We start from the raw sequence: 16,288 nt of genomic DNA, 5'->3' as shown, positions 1-16,288 counted from the left end.
GCAGCCGACCGCTATCGCGCCGGCGAGTCGAAACAGGTCGAGTTGTGAGTTCAAGTCTTCGCCCTTGCCCCCTTCTTGCTCAGCGTTGACTCAGTCGGGCTACGGTTCTTGCAGTATCGGGATAGTGGATAGTTCCTTCCCTACGACATGGGTCTTCGTCTGGTGGCGGGTCTCCCCAATGCCGAATTCCATATGTTCAACCGCTGTGGTCACTGGGTGCAATGGGAACACGTGGACAAGTTCAATCGCATGGTGCTGGACTTCCTGTCCAACTAAGCGTCGCTGGTGTGGAAGCCGCCAGGATTGCAAGCGGGGTTCGCCGTCGGCGTCCAGGTGAAAGCCGCCTGTTCTTCGGTCCGGGTAGTTTCGCAACCGTGACCTGAGACGGATTGTGTAGCTAATCGGCAAATGAGTTTGCCAGTCCTGGAGGCCAGGGACGGCCTCAACCGTGCGGCATGCCCTTCGGCGAAGCGATCTTCAAACGGCTCAGCGGCACCGATTACGAAGCCGTCTTCGTCGCCATGCGCTGATAGACGCGCAGCACCTCGTCGTTGTCACCCGGACGGCTGCCTTCCCAGTACAGTCGCCAGCCCCCGACGGGCGACTGACCGTCTGCAGGTCGACCCTGTTCGATGAGCCAGTTGCAGGACGTGGTCTGAGGGTCCGCGGTGGGCACGTGCATGACACCGGCGAAGTAATAGAGCATGGGCGCTTCAGATTCGCCCAGCCCACTGCTCGCCATGCAGTCTCCGGCTTTCCAGGTGCTGTTCAGTTTGGCACGCAGATCCTCGAACGGTGCGCGATAGCTCTTCGCGACGTCGAGCCAGGGCAGCAGCAGCGTGCCGACGAGCCCCCATGCGACGATGGCGCCCAGACACCAGCTGAATGCGCCGCGCCAGTTGCCCGCTGACTTGAGCCGGGGAAGCAGCAATACCCACCCGAGCGTGAGGGCGAGCGCCGCGATGATCAGCTTCGGCTGAATGGGCATCACCCATTCGAGCGGCAGCCAGCGGCCAAGCAAATGCAGGACACCGTGGGTCTCGGGGGCGCCCGTCATCTTCCACCACACGACCCATACAAGCACCACGAACGATCCGAACACGATACGGCTCGTGATATCCCACGCGAGGTGCACGCGCGGCGGCAGATAGCGGATTCCCTGCATGGCTAACAGGGAGAGCGGGGCAATGAACGGCAGGATGTAAAGTTCGCGCACTGTCGACGACGCCTGCAGTACCGCGAAGCCGATCCCCGAAAACAGCACCGGCAGTGCGACTTCGGGATGGCGTAGACGTCGCCATGCGCCGCCCGCAAGCGCCACGAGGGCGAGCGGAACGACCGGAAAGCCGACTGTCAACGCCGTGCGCAGCACAAACAGGTGCCCGACGTTTTCCGAGCCGAGTTGCGCCACCGAAAAGCCGAAGAAGCGGCCGATGTTGTTGTCCCACAGCCAGATCTTGAATAGCGCTTCGGAGCGCAGATAGAAGCAAAGCGGCCAGATCAGCGCGAAGGGAGCGAAGTACAGCGCCGAACGTGCCAGTGAGCGCGCAAAAAGGCTGCTGCGGCACGCAGGGTAAACCAGCATCGCCGCGCAGATGGTCGCACCCAACACGAGCGGCACGAACAGGCCTTTCGCCAGAAAGGCGATGCCGACGCCAACACCGAACATCGCAGCGGCATGACGGGCAGCGCGCCCTTGAATGCGGCTGTTCTCGCAGTCGCTGGACGCTTGCTGTGAAGTTGTGGATTCTGGCCACGCGGGTGCTGTGTTGCGGCCTCCGTTAGGAGAACGACGCAAGCCGCCTTCCATCCGCAAGTGAGCGCAGACAAGCTCGTAAAGTGCGCAGAATGCCAGCGCGGCGCCGGCCATCAGCGCGACATCCGTCATCATGTCGTGGATATGCTTGACGACTACCAGCGTGCTGGCGAAGAGTGCGAGCGTTCCGGGCACGCGCGGATCGGTCCACCGCACGGCGCCGGTAGCGCGCCGGGCGAGACGCGCCGTACAGGCAAGCGTGAGTGCAGCGAAGACGACGCTCGCGAGACGGGCCGCGTCGTGCAGCGGCAGAAAGCGGCCGAACATCCACGCGAGTGAGGCGGCTACCCAATCGTAGACGGGCGGTTTTTCCACGAAGGGCTGCCCGGCGCTGGTCGGGACGACCAGATCGCCGGTGTCGAGCATGTGCTCGATGATGCCGAAGGTGTAGGTTTCGTCCTGCTTCCAGGGATCGTGGCCGAGCGTGCCAGGCAGGAGCCAGGCGCAAACGAGCGCGAATGCAAGCAGCCCGACGAACAATCGTGAAGTCGCCAATGCCCGCGCGCCTTTGCGGGTAGCTGGTAATTCCGGGGGCAACGGAGTGACGGGCGGCGCCGGCTGACCGCCCGTGGTCAAGTCCCGCAGGTGCGCGACGCCAGTGGAGACGGAAGCCTGTTCGAGGCTAACTTGCGCGACGCCGGCGTCACCCTTGCTTTCCTGCATGTAACCTCTGCTCCCGGCGCGCCTATCTGGTCAGCGCCTTTCGTTATCGCCGTCGACGGACAGCTGTCACGAATACGATTGTATGCGCCGATTATTACCAAACATTACAGGGTGTAGTGTATTTGAAGGGTTTGCTTCCCACTATGCAACTGGAGCACTACACAAGCCGTCCGGCCTGCCTCATTTATTTGCATCCCTAACAAGCGCCAGTGACGCCGTGCAGGACGTCGCAAATTTTCTAGCACCTCGTTAGTGGAGCAATGAGCCAATTCGGGGCACGACCGCTCCGTGGTTTCCGAAATCAGTTTCTGGTATTTGTCGGTGGGAACGACCGATGCGGCGAAGTAGCCAACTGTATGGGAAATAGCGATGAGCCGCGTACTACTGGCTGACGACGATACCGCTTTTCGTGATGCACTTCAGACCTTGCTGGGCGACGCCGGCCATGAAGTCGCGACCGCCGGCAATGGCCTGGAAACGGTTTCGGCGGCCCTGGCCGCCACGCCAGAGGTGATTGTCTCCGACGTCCACATGCCTGTTCTCGAAGGGCCGGACGCCGTATCGATGTTGCGAGCTATCCCACGGTTTTGCGATGTTTCAGTCATTCTCATGTCTGGAGACGACACACGCGCAGGTATCGTTGCCGAAGGTTTTCTCCACAAACCTTTTGACCCAAGCCTGCTTCTCGATGCCCTTGCGAGCCTTTCAGAGCGCAAGAAGTGTGGAAGCGCAAGCGAACTCCCGAAGTCGCATCGCGCCGCGTACTGGTTGGGAAAATCGGGCATGACATCGGCAATCGCGAATCGGCAGCATCAGCGCGTTGCGCGCGCCTTCGAACTGGTGGCCGAGCAGGAGCGCCGGATATCCGGGCTTGAACGGCGCGGTATCGAGACCGGGCTGGCAATCGACTTGTACGAGATCATGGTGTGTAGCGTTGCGACGCTGACGCGCTTTGAGCAGATTACAGTTGACCCGATCAATACCGCCCCAAGCTGATCTTGCGTCTGCGATGCCGATAAAGCGCGGCGCGCGAAATGTCGATGCAGCCGCGCGGACTGGTGCGCCTGGCCGTGCCGATGTCGTTCGGCCTGCGCTGGGTCGCGCCGCTGCTGCCGGGCTTCTACCCCGAGGTGTCGATCGACCTGCATCTCTCCGATGCGACTGTCGATCTCGTGCGAGCTCGCGGATCATGTTACGCGCATATCGGTCACGGCCTACAATCCAAGGCGTGCAAGCTTCTTCGTGGCGGTCTATACGACGAACGCGGGCATGAGTTATGCGGCTTGCGCCGACAGGCGGCGAGGACGCCGCGCGCAATTGCGGAGGGGAAAGTCATGAGGCCAACCGTGTTAGGCGTGTACGACAGCTACGCGAATGCGAGTTCGGCGCAGCGCGCACTGGGCGAGGCTGGGATAGCCCAAGCGGATATTGCCATCTACTCGATATCGGCTGATGCTCCCCGCGAAAAGGGGCCACGTGTCTATGTGCAGGGCGCTGTCGATACGCACCACCACAAGAAAGTCTTCGATCGACTGGAACAGTTGTTCACGCGCATCTTCACGAAGGGAGCGTATCCATCCGATGCGGAGGATTACAGGGAATTCATCCGTCGCGGTGGCACGGTAGTCAGCGTCGATGTTTCTGAATCACAGGTCGATCAGGCGATTGAAACGATGAGCCGCATGGGCGCTGCCGACATCGAGGAGCGCGCCAATGCGTGGCGTACGGGTTCTGCGAAGGCGCAAGGTCCGGAACACACAGCGCATCCAGGCGGCGGCGTGATCGGCGAACGCGCCAAGCCGCTGGAAGTCACACACGGGTGGCCAGGCGACACGCGGGCCGCATCGGCGGCGCGGCCGGCGCCTTCCCCGGGTGCTCCTGCCGCGGCAGGGCGAGGGCCGACCCCGGCAGGGGAGAAGCAGCCTCACGCCGCGCAAGCGCCCGACGGCAACGCCGCCGCGGCAAACGCCCAGCGTCCAATGACGGGCTTCATGGGCGACCCCGGTCTCGGCGCCCAGCATGACGACCCACACCCGTACGACAGCGAATTTAAAAAGGACTACGACGCACATTACGCGAACACGGGTGCGTCATTCGACGAGTATCGACGTGCCTACTCACACGGCGCCACGCTCGGACGCGACGAGCGGTTTCGCGGGTCAGACTGGCAGGGCGTGGAAGCGAGTGCGCGCGCGAACTGGGAGTCGCGATATCCGGAAAGTGGATGGGAACGCTTCAAGACGGCTGTGAGGCACGGTTGGGAACGTGTCAGGGGCGGTGTATAGTTAAGAAGTCGGGCGCGCCAGGCTCCGAAAGCATCGACAGATTCGCTGCACGCGGCGAACGCCTGCAATTTAGTTAAGACTCCTACTGGTCACACGAACAAATCCACGCCGAATACTGGGTTGATGGCGCGAGGTCCGTAACTTGTCTGCACGAGAGCCTGCGGGAATATCAAGTCGACCTGTTCCGCTTGCCAGTCCTCCGCCGTTTCATACTCGCCAACGCAGGCAATCCTTGCGAATTGAAAGGCGGGTATCCGCAATTACCCCAAGGAAAAGACGCTGGCATTTCTCCGGCGGACATACTACGATTGCGCCGAATGTTACCGGTTACAGTAAACGGTAACATTGCGGCGGGCAAAGCCGGGATTCACCCCGGCGCGGCCGGAAGCGACCATTATTAATAGAACAGGAGACACGAGATGCATCTCGCCACCAACGCGCGGAGCCGTTCCAGGATTCGCTGGTGGGTTGCCGGCCTCATGTGGGCGGCGATCGCGATCAACTACATCGACCGCACGGTGTTGTCGGCGGCGGCGCCGCGCATCCAGTCGCAATTCCATTTGAGCGCGGTCGAAATGGGTGTCGTCATGTCGGCGTTCTTCTGGTCGTACGCGCTGCTGCAATTGCCCGCGGGGTTTCTCGCCGATCGTTTGGGCCAGAAGAAAGTACTGGGTTTCGCGGTGCTCTGGTGGTCGCTGGCGACGGCGGCCACGGGCGTGGCGAACGGTATCAAATCGCTCGTCGCGTTGCGCGTGGCGCTTGGCGTGGGCGAGGCGGGCGCGTATCCGAGCAACGCGGGCATTGCGTCGAAGTGGTTCCCGCGCAGCGAGCGCGCGACGGTCGCGGGCATTTTCGACAGCGGTTCGAAGCTCGGCGGCGCCATTGCGCTGCCGCTCATCGCCGCGATGCTCACGGCGTTCGACTGGAAGATCACCTTCGCGCTGACTGGATTGCTCGGCCTGATCTGGTACGTCGTGTGGCAGTTCACGTTCAGCGATTCGCCGCGTGACCACAAGCGGGTCAATTCCGAGGAACTCGCGCACATCGAGAGCGATTTGCTGGCGGAGCAAAGCGACCGGGCGGCGAGGCCGCCGCTGCGCAAGCTGCTCGCGCATCGCAACATCTGGGCGATGTGTATCGGCTTCTTCATGATCAACTACAACTCGTACTTCTTCATCACGTGGCTGCCCACGTATCTCGTGAAGGCGCGTGGCATGACGATGATGGAAATGGGCTGGATGGCGTCGCTGCCGCTGCTCGCCTCGATCGTGATGGAGATTTTCGCGGGTTGGGCCTCGGATCGCGTGTTTGCCTCGGGCAAGCTTTCGCTCACCGCCACGCGCAAGCTCTTTCTCGTGATCGGCTTGCTGATGGCATCGAGCATTGGTTTCGCCGCGTTCGCCGATTCGGCCGCCGTTGCGGTGCTGCTCTTATGCATTGCTAAGTCGGGCACGACCGTGGCGGCTTCGCAGGTCTGGGCGCTCCCAGCTGACGTCGCACCGCGCAACGCCGTGTCGATGGTTGCGGGCGTCCAGAACACGGTATCGAACATCGGCGGTGTGGTTGGCCCGATCGTGACGGGCGCGATCGTCGGCGCGACGGGTTCGTTCGTGCCCGCGCTCGTGGTGTCGTCGGCGCTGATCGGCGTGGCGATCATCAACTATCTGTTCCTGCTGGGCAAGGTCGAGCCGATTCGTCTCGACGGTGCCTCGACGCAGCCGCAGGCGCGCGAGTACAGCAACGCCCCGTAAATCCACCGGTTCGGCCCTCGTTTTGTCGATGGAAAAATTCCCGCTAATTCCTTTCAAGCCGGAATGCGTAGTACTCCTGTAAATATTAAAACCAGACAGGTCACCTGTATGAAAAAAGCACTTTTCGCAGCGGCCGGGCTTTTGTCCGTCGCACCCGTCGTGGCGCAGGCCCAGAGTTCCGTCACGCTGTATGGTCTCGTCGATGCCGGTATTGGCTACGTCAACAACATCAAGGGCGGCTCGGCGTTCCAGCTGACGAGCGGCCGCCTGAGCGGCAGCCGGTGGGGCCTGAAAGGCAACGAGGATCTCGGCGGTGGATTGAGCGCGGTGTTTACGCTCGAAGGCGGTTTCAAGCCCAGCGACGGCACGGCCGCGCAAGGCGGGCGTTTGTTCGGCCGCAGCGCGTTCGTAGGCATTGCGAAGAGCGGCATCGGCACGTTCACGCTCGGCCGCCAGTATGAACCGCTGGCGGATCTCGTTGCGCAGTACGCAGGTCCGGGCACGTGGTCGCCGTCCACCCACGTGGGCGACAACGACAACCTGAACCAGACGTTCCGCATCAACAACGCGTTGAAGTTCCGCAGCGACACCATCGCGGGCTTCACTGTCGACGGCATGTACGCGTTCAGCAACCAGGCGAGCGGCTCGGCCGGGCAAGGCTTCGGCAACAATCGCGCCTGGGGCGTCGCCGCGAATTACGTGAACGGACCGCTCTCGATCGGCGGCGGCTACGTGCTGCTCGATCATCCGAACACGACGACCAACACGAGCGGCGCGATCGGCGGCGCGTCGAGCACGACCGGCGACGACTACAGCGGCGGATTCTTCTACGGGCTCGACGGCGGCGTAGCCCGTCAGCAGATTGCGGTGGCCGGCGCGAACTACAAGATCGGCAGCGCGATTGCGGGCTTTGCGTTCAGCCACACCGAACTCAACTACAACGACGGTTCCACGCGCAAGTTCAACAACTACGACGCGAACCTGCGCTACCTGCTCACGCCGGCCACGACGCTGATCGGCGTGTACACGTTCACCGACGGCCGCGCGAACGGTCTGCCGGGCACGGGCGGCGCGACGCTCAAGCCGAAGTGGCATCAGTTCACGCTGGGCGTGGATTACGCGCTCTCGAAGCGCACGGACGTCTACCTTTCGGGCACGTATCAACTCGCGGCCGGCGACGCGTCGACGCGCGTGGGTTCGACTTACAGCCGGATCGCGGCGATCGCCTATGCGGGCGGCGCATCGTCCACGAATCGCCAGGTCGACGTGTTCACGGGCATCCGCACGAAGTTCTGAGCGCGCTTTCAGGCGCTAAAAGCAAAAGGCCTCGCGATGTTTGCGAGGCCTTTTTGCGTAGCCATCGCGAGACGACGAATCTCAGGCCGAGCCGCGCTCGATCAGCGTGAAACCGACGTCCACTTTCGCGCGCTTGCTCGTGCCGGTCTCGATTTTCTCGATCAGCATGGACGCCGCCAGCTTGCCGATTTTCGTGCCGTCGATGCGAATCGTCGTGAGCGGCGGGTCGGCGTCGGCGGCGAAATTCTGGTCGCCGTAGCCAATCACCCTGAGGCGTCCCGGCACGTCGAGCTTGCGCGCATGGGCTTCCATGAGCACGCCGAGCGCCATGATGTCGGCGCCGCAGAAGATTGCATCGATCTGCGGATGGTCGTCGAGCAGCTTTGCGAACGCGCGTCGTCCGTCGCCGAGATGCGCGGGTGAGGGCACGGCGGCCACGGGAATCTCGCGCTCGCTGCCGAAGGCTTCGATGAAGGCGTCGGCGCGCAGCTTCGCCCGGCGGTCGCCCGGGGTGACGATGGCCGGATGCCGCGCGCCGCGCTCACGCAGGTAGCGCGCAGCCGCTTCGCCCACGCGCGTGTGCGAGAAACCGATCAGCATGTCGAGCGGCGAGCGCGTGATGTCCCACGTTTCGACCACGGGAATGCCGGCCGCGCGCAGTTTCTGCCGCGACGCCTCCGAGTGGATCACGCCGGTGAGCACGATGCCGGCCGGACGCCGGCCGATGATGGCGTCGAGCAGCGCCTCTTCGCGCGATTCGTCGTAGCCGCTCTGGCCGAGCAGCAACTGATAGCCGGCCGTCTCCAGCTCTGCGGTCAGGGCCGCGACGGTTTCCTGGAACACGCTGCCCGCCATCGCCGGGATCAGCGCGACGACGAGGTGGCTGCGATTCGAGGCGAGCGAGCCCGCGATCAGGTCGGGCGTGTAGCCAGTTTGCCGCACGGCCTCGCGCACGCGCTCCAACGTTTCGACCGAAACGAGCTCGGGGTTGTTGAGGGCGCGCGAAACCGTGACCTTCGTGACCCCGGTCAGACGGGCCAGATCGCTGAGCGTGACCCGGCCGGTGTTCTTGCGGGCACGCCGCGACGCGGTCCCGGTGGCGGGCGGGGCGAATTCTGTCGAGGTCTTGGTCACGGGCGCGGGCGCTCCTGCTGCAAAAAGGTGTTGGCAATTATCCCAAAACTGTACTACGATGGCATCTATGTTACCGGTTACATTAACCGGTAACTTTGTTCCAGAACGATAGGCAGCGCGTTTCCCGGCGCCGCCAGCAACCATCTCGCATGGGACCGGAGCAGGTGCCCCTGCGCGCCGTCCGGATCGTCAGCGGAGACAGGCGAATGCTCCAGTCCAACAAGTCCTATAGCGGGCCGTTGATCCGGCTCAACCCAAACGACAACGTCCTGATCGCGCGCGAGCCGCTGACGATCGGGCATCAAGTCCTGATCGAAGGCGAAGCGATTCGCCTGCGCGCGCAGGTCGCCGCGGGCCACAAGGTGGCGGCGCGGCGCATTGCGTCGGGCGAGCCCATCCGCAAGTACGACACCGTGATCGGGGTGGCCGCGCGCGACATCGAGCCCGGCGACCACGTTCACACGCACAACATCACGCTCGTCGATTTCGACCGCGATCCAGGCTTCGGTCTCGACGTAAAGCCAGTCGATTACGTTGCGCCCGAGCAGCGCGCGACGTTCAACGGCATCGTGCGGCCCGACGGCCGCGTCGCCACGCGCAACTTCGTCGGCATCATCGCGTCGGTCAATTGTTCGGCCACGGTCATTCGCCATATCGCCGATTACTTCACGCCCGAACGCCTGCGCGATTATCCCAATGTCGACGGCGTGGTCGCGTTCGCGCAAACCAGCGGTTGCGGCATGTCCTCGCCGAGCGAGCACTTCGACGTGCTCCGCCGCACCATTGCGGGCTACGCGCGTCATCCTAACCTGGGCGGCGTGCTCATCGTCGGACTGGGTTGCGAGCGCAACCAGGTCGGCGATCTGCTCGACTCGCAAGGGTTGGAGACGGGCAAGGCCGTGCACGCGCTGGTGATGCAGGACACGGGCGGCACGCGCGCGACGATCGAAGCCGGCATCCAGGCCGTGCAGGACATGCTGCCTGCCGCAAACGACATCGTCCGTACGCCGGTGCCCGTCAGCCATCTGAAGATCGGTCTCGAATGCGGCGGCTCGGACGGCTTCTCGGGCATCACCGCGAATCCGGCGCTGGGCGCGGCGATGGACCTGCTCGTGCGGCACGGCGGCACCGCGATCCTCTCCGAAACGCCCGAGATTCATGGCGTCGAATACATGCTCACCCGCCGCGCCGTGTCGCCCGAAGTCGGCCAGAAGCTGCTCGACCGGCTCGCGTGGTGGGAGCGCTATACGCGCGGCCAGAATGGTCAGTTCAACGGCGTGGTCGGGCCGGGCAACCAGCAGGGCGGTCTCGCCAACATCTTCGAAAAGTCGCTCGGTTCCGCGATGAAGGGCGGCACGACGCCGCTGCAGGCCGTGTACGAATACGCAGAACCGATCGATCGCGCGGGCTTCGTGTTCATGGACTCGCCCGGCTATGATCCCGTCGCGGTGACGGGGCAGATCGCGAGCGGCGCGAACCTGATCTGCTTCACGACGGGGCGCGGCTCCATGTTCGGCTCGAAGCCCGCGCCGACGCTCAAGCTCGCGAGCAACACACCTATGTTCACTCGCCTCGAAGAGGACATGGACATCAACTGCGGTCTCGTGATCGACGGCGAACGCACGATCGAGGAAATGGGTCAGGACATCTTCGATCTGATAGTTCGCGCGGCTTCCGGCGAGCGCACGAAGAGCGAACTGCTCGGACTCGGCGACAACGAATTCGTGCCCTGGCACATGGGCATCGTGAGCTGAAGGCGCGTAACTGCGCGCCTCGAATCGGTATCAATAGAACAGGAAGGGAGACAGCAGATGCTCGAATCTGCACAACGGCATGGCCGATCGAAGATGCGCTGGTGGGTCGCGGGCCTCATGTGGGCCGCCATCGCGATCAACTATATCGATCGCACGGTGCTCTCGGCGGCAGCCCCGAAAATTCAGTCGGAGTTTCATCTCGACGCGATGCAGATGGGCATCGTCATGTCGGCGTTCTTCTGGTCGTATGCGCTGTTGCAATTGCCCGCGGGCTTGCTCGCCGATCGCCTGGGCCAGAAGAAAGTGCTGGGTTTCGCGGTGCTCTGGTGGTCGCTCGCGACCGCGATGACGGGCCTCGCGAGCGGCTTTCGCTCGCTCGTCGCGTTGCGCGTGGCGCTGGGCGTGGGCGAGGCGGGTGCGTACCCGAGCAACGCCGGTATCGCCACGCGCTGGTTTCCGCGCAAGGAACGCGCGACCGTCGCGGGCATCTTCGACAGCGGCTCGAAGCTGGGCGGCGCGATTGCCTTGCCGCTGATCGCGTGGATGCTGGCCGCATTCGACTGGAAGATGACCTTCGTGCTCACGGGCCTGCTCGGCGTTGTGTGGTTCGTCGTGTGGCTAGTGAGCTTCACCGATTCACCCGCCGATCATCGGCGCGTGAATGCGGCGGAACTCGCGCACATCGAAAGCGATAAAGGCGTGCACAGCGCGCAGCCGCCCGTGCGTCCGCCGTGGCGCAAGCTGCTTGCGCACCGCAATGTGTGGGCGATGTGCATCGGCTTTTTCATGATCAATTACAACTCGTACTTCTTCATCACGTGGCTGCCCACGTATTTGATGAAGGAACGCGGCATGAGCGTGCTGCAAATGGGCTGGATGGCCTCGTTGCCGCTGCTCGTGTCGATCGTCGTCGAGATTTTCGCGGGCTGGGCGTCGGATCGCGTCTTCGCGAGCGGCAAGCTTTCTCTCACGGCAACGCGCAAGCTCTTTCTCGTGATCGGGCTCGTGATGGCGTCGAGCATCGGCTTCGCGGCGTTCGCGCATTCGGCGCTCGTGGCGGTGCTGCTGCTGTGCATCGCGAAGTCCGGCACGACGGTCGCGGCCTCGCAGGTGTGGGCGCTGCCCGGCGACGTCGCGCCGCCCAATGCGGTTTCGATGATCGCGGGGCTGCAAAACACGGTGTCGAATCTCGGCGGTGTGGTCGGCCCGATCGTCACGGGCGCCATCGTCGGCGCGACCGGCTCGTTCGTTGCCGCGCTGCTGTTCTCGGCGGCGCTGATCGGCATAGCGATCCTCAACTATCTGTTCCTCCTCGGGAAGGTGGAACCCATTCAATTCGGCGACCCCTCACAGGAGACACGCATTCATGAACCCGCAGACGTCAGGGCTTAATCCGTTCAAAGCCGCGCTCGCCGCGCGCAGGAAGCAAGTCGGCTTCTGGCTTTCCATGGCCGATCCGTATCTCGCCGAAGTGAGCGCGACGGCCGGTTTCGACTGGCTCCTCATCGACAGCGAGCACGCACCCAACGAACTGCGCACGATCCTCGCGCAATTGCAGGCCGTGGCGGCGTACCCGGCCGAGCCGGTCGTTCGCCCCGTGAACGGCGATCCGGCGCTGCTCAAGCGGCTGCTCGATATCGGCGCGCGCAACCTGCTTGTGCCGATGGTCGATACCGCCGAAGAAGCACGCGCGCTCGTCGCCGCCGTGCGCTATCCGCCGCATGGCATTCGCGGCGTGGGCAGCGCCGTGGGCCGTGCGTCGCGCTGGAGTCTACGGACCGATTATCTAGATATTTCGGATGACGAAGTGTGCCTGCTCGTGCAAGCCGAAACGGCGACGGCGCTGGGCAACCTCGAATCGATCTGCGCGGTGGACGGCGTGGACGGCGTGTTCATCGGACCGGCCGATCTCGCGGCCTCGATGGGCCATCGCGGCAAGGCCACGCATCCCGAAGTGCAGCAGGCGATCGACAACGCGATCCGCACGATCGTCGCGTCGGGCAAGGCGGCGGGCACACTCACGTCCGACCCGGCGCTCGCGCGTCACTACCTGGAGCTCGGCTGCACGTTTGTCGCGACCGGCGTGGACATCCTGATGTTCGCGAACGCGGCGCGCAAGCTCGCGCGCGATTTCGCGGACGTGCGCACGGCGGGCTAATGCCGCGCGCGTTCGGTTCGCCGGTCACACCCGTCGCGACGGTTTAACGGATCACGACATCCCTTGTAGAAAGGAGCACGCAGTGAGTTTGGAGTTGACGCGAGGCGAACTGCTTCGACAGGATAATTTCATCGACGGCAAGTGGATCGCCGCCGCCGGAGGCAACCGTTACGCCGTGACGAATCCGGCGACGCAGGGCACGCTCGCGCAGGTGGCCAGCAGCAGCGCCGCCGACGCCCGCGCGGCGACGGACGCGGCGAGCCGCGCCTTGCCCGCCTGGCGCGACAGGCTGCCCCGCGAGCGGGCGCACGTGCTCAACCGTTGGCACGCGCTCATTGTCGAGAACACCGAGGACCTCGCGCGCCTCATGTCGATGGAGCAGGGCAAGCCGCTTGCGGAGGCGCGCGGCGAGGTTGCGTATGGTGCGTCGTACGTCGCATGGTTTGCCGAAGAGGCGACCAAGGTCTACGGCGACATCATTCCGCAGACACAGCGCGGCAAGCGCATGAGCGCGATCAAGGAGCCGATTGGCGTGGTCGCCGCGATCACGCCGTGGAACTTCCCGCTCGCAATGATCGCGCGCAAGATCGCACCGGCGCTCGCTGCAGGCTGCACAGTCGTGGCTAAGCCCGCCGAGGACACGCCACTTACGGCGCTCGCACTGGCCGCGCTCGCGCAGGAAGCGGGCTTGCCCGACGGCGTGCTCAACATGATCTCGGCCGCGCGGGACAAAGGGATCGCCGCTGTTGCCGACTGGCTCGCCGACGACCGCGTGCGCAAGATCACCTTCACAGGCTCGACCGCAGTGGGCAAGCATCTGGCGCGCGAATCGGCAGCCACGCTCAAGAAGCTCTCGCTGGAACTGGGCGGCAACGCGCCGTTTATCGTGTTCGAGGACGCCGACCTCGAGGCAGCCGTCAACGGCTTGATGGCGGCCAAGTTCCGCAACGGCGGGCAGACCTGCGTGTGCCCCAACCGCATCTACGTGCATGAATCGGTGTACGAACGATTTGGCGATCTGCTGGCGAAGCGCGTCGCAGCGCTTCACGTGGGACCCGCAACGGACCCGAAGGCGCAGATCGGTCCGATGATCAACGAGCGTGCGATCGAGAAGATCGCGAAGCACGTCGAGGACGCCGTGGCGAATGGCGCGCGCGCACTAGCGGGCGGCAAGCGGCTCGCCGAGCTGGGGCCGAACTATTACGCGCCCACCGTGCTCGCCGACGCGACCGACGCAATGGTGCTGTGCTGCGAGGAAACGTTCGGCCCTGTCGCGCCGCTGTTCCGCTTCACGGACGAGAACGAGGTCATCAGGATCGCAAACGACACGCCTTTCGGTCTCGCGGCTTACTTCTACACGAACGACGTGCGCCGGATCGATCGCGTGGCGCGAAAACTGGAAGTCGGCATCGTTGGCATCAATGAAGGCGCCGTGGCCAGCGAGGCGGCGCCTTTTGGCGGCGTGAAGGAGTCTGGCTATGGGCGCGAAGGCTCGAAGTACGGCCTCGACGACTACCTGAGCATCAAGTATTTGTGCCAGGGCGGGCTCGACTGATCACCCGCGAAGTGCGCGTGGGCTGAAGCGGCCCTGCTGGCCTGCGCGGCATGCAGCATCGATCAAAGCCGCGCAGGCCGGCGAGTCGGTACGAGGAAACGCGTAGAAACGCGCAACTGGCAACGCGGGCAGTCCTTCCTTGCGACCCAGCAAGCGCAAGCCATCGACTCGCTGACTATCGGCGATGACCGTCACTGCGAAACCCGATCTCGCCGCCGACAGGCAGCCCGCCATGCTGCTGCTCTCGAACACCAGGCGCCACGCTCGACCGGCTTTGTTCAGTGCGGTGATCGCCGACTCGCGATAAATGCAGGGATCGGGGAAAGCGGCCAGCGGCAGCGGCTGGTCGAGATCCAGATCCGCATCTTCCGCGTAGGCCCAGACTAGCGGCTCTTCCCACAGCAGCGTGCCGCCTTTGCCGACACGGCTGCATTGCTTGCCGAACACGAGATCCAGACGGCCGCGCTCCTGCTGACGCAACAGATCGGCCGTGATGCCGACTCTCAGGTCGATTGTCGCTTCGGGATGCTGGCGGCGAAAACGCTGCAACACCTGGGGCAGCCACGCGCCCGCGAAATCTTCCGATGCACCGACTCGCAGCAGCCCGCGCAGCGGCGTACCGCGTAGTTTCGCGCGGACTTCGCGTTCCAGATCCAGGATGTTTCGGCCGTAGGCGTACAAGGTGTCGCCGGCTTGCGTCAATTCCAGGTGGCGAGTCGTGCGTGTCAGTAGTCCGACACCGACGATCTGTTCGAGGCGCTTGATATGTCCGCTCACGGCCGAAGGGGTCAGCGCCAGACGCTCGGCGGCCGTGGCAAAGCTGCCGCTGTCCACGACTTCGAAAAAAGTGCGCAGCAACACGGTATCGAGCGGAACACCGTCGGCAGTGGGCAGCGTGTCCATCAGATCATTCAACGCGAAAAATCACCAATGATTAGTGATTATTCACCAATCGGCACGAGGCGTCGAGCTATCGTGGGACTTCCCTGTTTGCACGAGGAACACGATGAACACCTACCAGCATGCCGCCACCGGGCGGCTCGACATCGCCTGGCTCGAATGGAACCCGCAGGGGGCGCGCACAGCGGTGCTGGTGCACGGCTGGCCGGACAGCCCCCAGTCCTGGAAGAACGTCGCGCCCATTCTGGCCGATGCGGGTTACCGCGTTCTCGCGCCGGCGCTGCGGGGCTTCGCACCCACCCGCTTCCGCGATACGGCCACGCCGCGCAGCGGCCAGTTGTCCGCGCTGGGCCGCGATCTTCTGGATTTTCTCGCCGTGCTGGGCGTTGAGCAGCCGGTATTGGTCGGCCATGATTGGGGCGCACGCGCGGTCGCGAATGCGTGCGGCCTGCGTGACGGCGTGGCTTCTCATCTGGTGATGCTATCGGTGGGATACGGTACCAATCATTAGGGTACTGTGCGATAACTTAGGGCCATAAACGCATTGATTCCTTTGGATTTTCGGCCCGGTATGGCCCTACAGAAAACCTGATTGTCCCCGGAATTGTCCCTGAGATGCGGCGAATAGCGCCCAGCAATCACCGCAAAAGTAGCGGCGAATACCGGGCCCAGCTTCGGGCTAGAATAGCTGTATATCTATACAGGGATCAGCCATGGAACCACTATTCGAGTACCGCTACGTCTTCATCGAAACAGGTCATTGGGGCGGACGCAAGGAAACGAACTTCCACATGACCGACGCCGAAACCGCGAAGTGGTGGGCATTCGGTCTACCCGGTACTGAGCGCATCGAATCCACGAAGCGCGATCGGAACGCGAAGATTGATGTCTCGGCGAGTTTTACGGGATCGGGGAAGCCGTGGGATAGGGGTGGGGTGCCGTATTGAACGACAATTTTTAGAGCGGACTGAACAAA

General features: G+C 63.7%; 11 protein-coding genes and 3 pseudogenes. 11 read left to right on the top strand and 3 right to left on the bottom strand.

Annotated elements, in window-relative coordinates; all coding sequences use genetic code 11:
• Nucleotides 1–132: 132 nt before the first annotated feature.
• A pseudogene (locus AB4Y43_RS01635) lies at nt 133–276 on the top strand (2-hydroxy-6-oxo-6-phenylhexa-2,4-dienoate hydrolase); the annotation flags it as partial.
• Between the two features lie 223 nt (nt 277–499).
• On the opposite strand, the gene AB4Y43_RS01630 reads toward AB4Y43_RS01635, so the two are convergent.
• Entirely contained in the window at nt 500–2,479 is a 1,980-nt protein-coding gene (locus AB4Y43_RS01630; protein WP_368726870.1) for an ArnT family glycosyltransferase, read from the bottom strand.
• A 369-nt stretch (nt 2,480–2,848) separates the two neighbouring features.
• Here AB4Y43_RS01630 and AB4Y43_RS01625 point away from each other — a divergent pair, with 369 nt between their 5' ends.
• The 4 genes and pseudogenes from AB4Y43_RS01625 (at nt 2,849) to AB4Y43_RS01610 (ending at nt 7,811) form a co-directional block, all read left to right on the top strand.
• Nucleotides 2,849–3,475, top strand: coding sequence for a response regulator (locus tag AB4Y43_RS01625; protein ID WP_342947259.1), 627 nt, complete (start codon nt 2,849–2,851; stop codon nt 3,473–3,475).
• A 23-nt stretch (nt 3,476–3,498) separates the two neighbouring features.
• Nucleotides 3,499–3,654 (top strand): annotated as a pseudogene (locus AB4Y43_RS01620) (LysR substrate-binding domain-containing protein); the annotation flags it as partial.
• A gap of 1,529 nt (nt 3,655–5,183) precedes the next feature.
• The gene (locus tag AB4Y43_RS01615) at nt 5,184–6,515 is read left to right on the top strand and encodes an MFS transporter (protein ID WP_368726869.1); all 1,332 of its coding nucleotides are present in this window, start codon (nt 5,184–5,186) and stop codon (nt 6,513–6,515) included.
• 108 nt (nt 6,516–6,623) lie between these two features.
• Nucleotides 6,624–7,811, top strand: a complete 1,188-nt coding sequence (locus AB4Y43_RS01610) for a porin (protein WP_069266406.1) — start codon at nt 6,624–6,626, stop codon at nt 7,809–7,811.
• An 81-nt stretch (nt 7,812–7,892) separates the two neighbouring features.
• Here AB4Y43_RS01610 and AB4Y43_RS01605 read toward each other — a convergent pair whose 3' ends face one another.
• Nucleotides 7,893–8,945 (bottom strand): LacI family DNA-binding transcriptional regulator, encoded by a 1,053-nt coding sequence (locus AB4Y43_RS01605; RefSeq protein WP_069266407.1) that lies wholly within the window; start codon nt 8,943–8,945, stop codon nt 7,893–7,895.
• A gap of 206 nt (nt 8,946–9,151) precedes the next feature.
• Here AB4Y43_RS01605 and AB4Y43_RS01600 point away from each other — a divergent pair, with 206 nt between their 5' ends.
• The 4 genes from AB4Y43_RS01600 (at nt 9,152) to AB4Y43_RS01585 (ending at nt 14,412) form a co-directional block, all read left to right on the top strand.
• Nucleotides 9,152–10,699 carry a UxaA family hydrolase gene (locus AB4Y43_RS01600; RefSeq protein ID WP_368602170.1) on the top strand — a complete coding sequence of 516 codons (1,548 nt, stop codon included), beginning with the start codon at nt 9,152–9,154 and terminating at the stop codon, nt 10,697–10,699.
• 57 nt (nt 10,700–10,756) lie between these two features.
• The gene (locus tag AB4Y43_RS01595; protein ID WP_069266409.1) at nt 10,757–12,091 is read left to right on the top strand and encodes an MFS transporter; all 1,335 of its coding nucleotides are present in this window, start codon (nt 10,757–10,759) and stop codon (nt 12,089–12,091) included.
• Complete coding sequence (gene hpaI, locus AB4Y43_RS01590) at nt 12,066–12,857, top strand: 4-hydroxy-2-oxoheptanedioate aldolase (protein WP_368684512.1); 792 nt, start codon at nt 12,066–12,068, stop codon at nt 12,855–12,857. Before AB4Y43_RS01595 ends, hpaI begins: the two co-directional genes overlap by 26 nt.
• 82 nt (nt 12,858–12,939) lie before the next feature.
• Nucleotides 12,940–14,412 (top strand): NAD-dependent succinate-semialdehyde dehydrogenase, encoded by a 1,473-nt coding sequence (locus AB4Y43_RS01585; protein ID WP_368684513.1) that lies wholly within the window; start codon nt 12,940–12,942, stop codon nt 14,410–14,412.
• Here the strand turns inward: AB4Y43_RS01585 and AB4Y43_RS01580 are convergent, their stop codons facing one another.
• Complete coding sequence (locus AB4Y43_RS01580; protein ID WP_368684540.1) at nt 14,413–15,315, bottom strand: LysR substrate-binding domain-containing protein; 903 nt, start codon at nt 15,313–15,315, stop codon at nt 14,413–14,415.
• A 103-nt stretch (nt 15,316–15,418) separates the two neighbouring features.
• Between AB4Y43_RS01580 and AB4Y43_RS01575 the strand changes: the two are divergent.
• Nucleotides 15,419–15,817: pseudogene (locus AB4Y43_RS01575) on the top strand (alpha/beta fold hydrolase); the annotation flags it as partial.
• Between the two features lie 208 nt (nt 15,818–16,025).
• Nucleotides 16,026–16,259, top strand: coding sequence for a hypothetical protein (locus tag AB4Y43_RS01570; protein WP_368726868.1), 234 nt, complete (start codon nt 16,026–16,028; stop codon nt 16,257–16,259).
• Nucleotides 16,260–16,288 lie beyond the last annotated feature (29 nt).

Origin of the sequence: Paraburkholderia sp. BR10872, assembly GCF_040965835.1 — a bacterium.
Taxonomy (GTDB): Bacteria; Pseudomonadota; Gammaproteobacteria; order Burkholderiales; family Burkholderiaceae; genus Paraburkholderia; species Paraburkholderia nodosa_A.
The sequence above is the reverse complement of the archived record's forward strand: the minus strand, read 5'-3'. Positions and strand labels throughout refer to the sequence as shown.

Bases quoted from the DNA above. Each gene is read 5' to 3' on its own strand.
- AB4Y43_RS01630 (WP_368726870.1), bottom strand. From the start codon at position 2,479: ATGCAGGAAAGCAAGGGTGACGCCGGCGTCGCGCAAGTTAGCCTCGAA.
- AB4Y43_RS01625 (WP_342947259.1), top strand. From the start codon at position 2,849: ATGAGCCGCGTACTACTGGCTGACGACGATACCGCTTTTCGTGATGCA.
- AB4Y43_RS01615 (WP_368726869.1), top strand. From the start codon at position 5,184: ATGCATCTCGCCACCAACGCGCGGAGCCGTTCCAGGATTCGCTGGTGG.
- AB4Y43_RS01610 (WP_069266406.1), top strand. From the start codon at position 6,624: ATGAAAAAAGCACTTTTCGCAGCGGCCGGGCTTTTGTCCGTCGCACCC.
- AB4Y43_RS01600 (WP_368602170.1), top strand. From the start codon at position 9,152: ATGCTCCAGTCCAACAAGTCCTATAGCGGGCCGTTGATCCGGCTCAAC.
- AB4Y43_RS01595 (WP_069266409.1), top strand. From the start codon at position 10,757: ATGCTCGAATCTGCACAACGGCATGGCCGATCGAAGATGCGCTGGTGG.
- hpaI (WP_368684512.1), top strand. From the start codon at position 12,066: ATGAACCCGCAGACGTCAGGGCTTAATCCGTTCAAAGCCGCGCTCGCC.
- AB4Y43_RS01580 (WP_368684540.1), bottom strand. From the start codon at position 15,315: ATGGACACGCTGCCCACTGCCGACGGTGTTCCGCTCGATACCGTGTTG.
- AB4Y43_RS01570 (WP_368726868.1), top strand. From the start codon at position 16,026: ATGGAACCACTATTCGAGTACCGCTACGTCTTCATCGAAACAGGTCAT.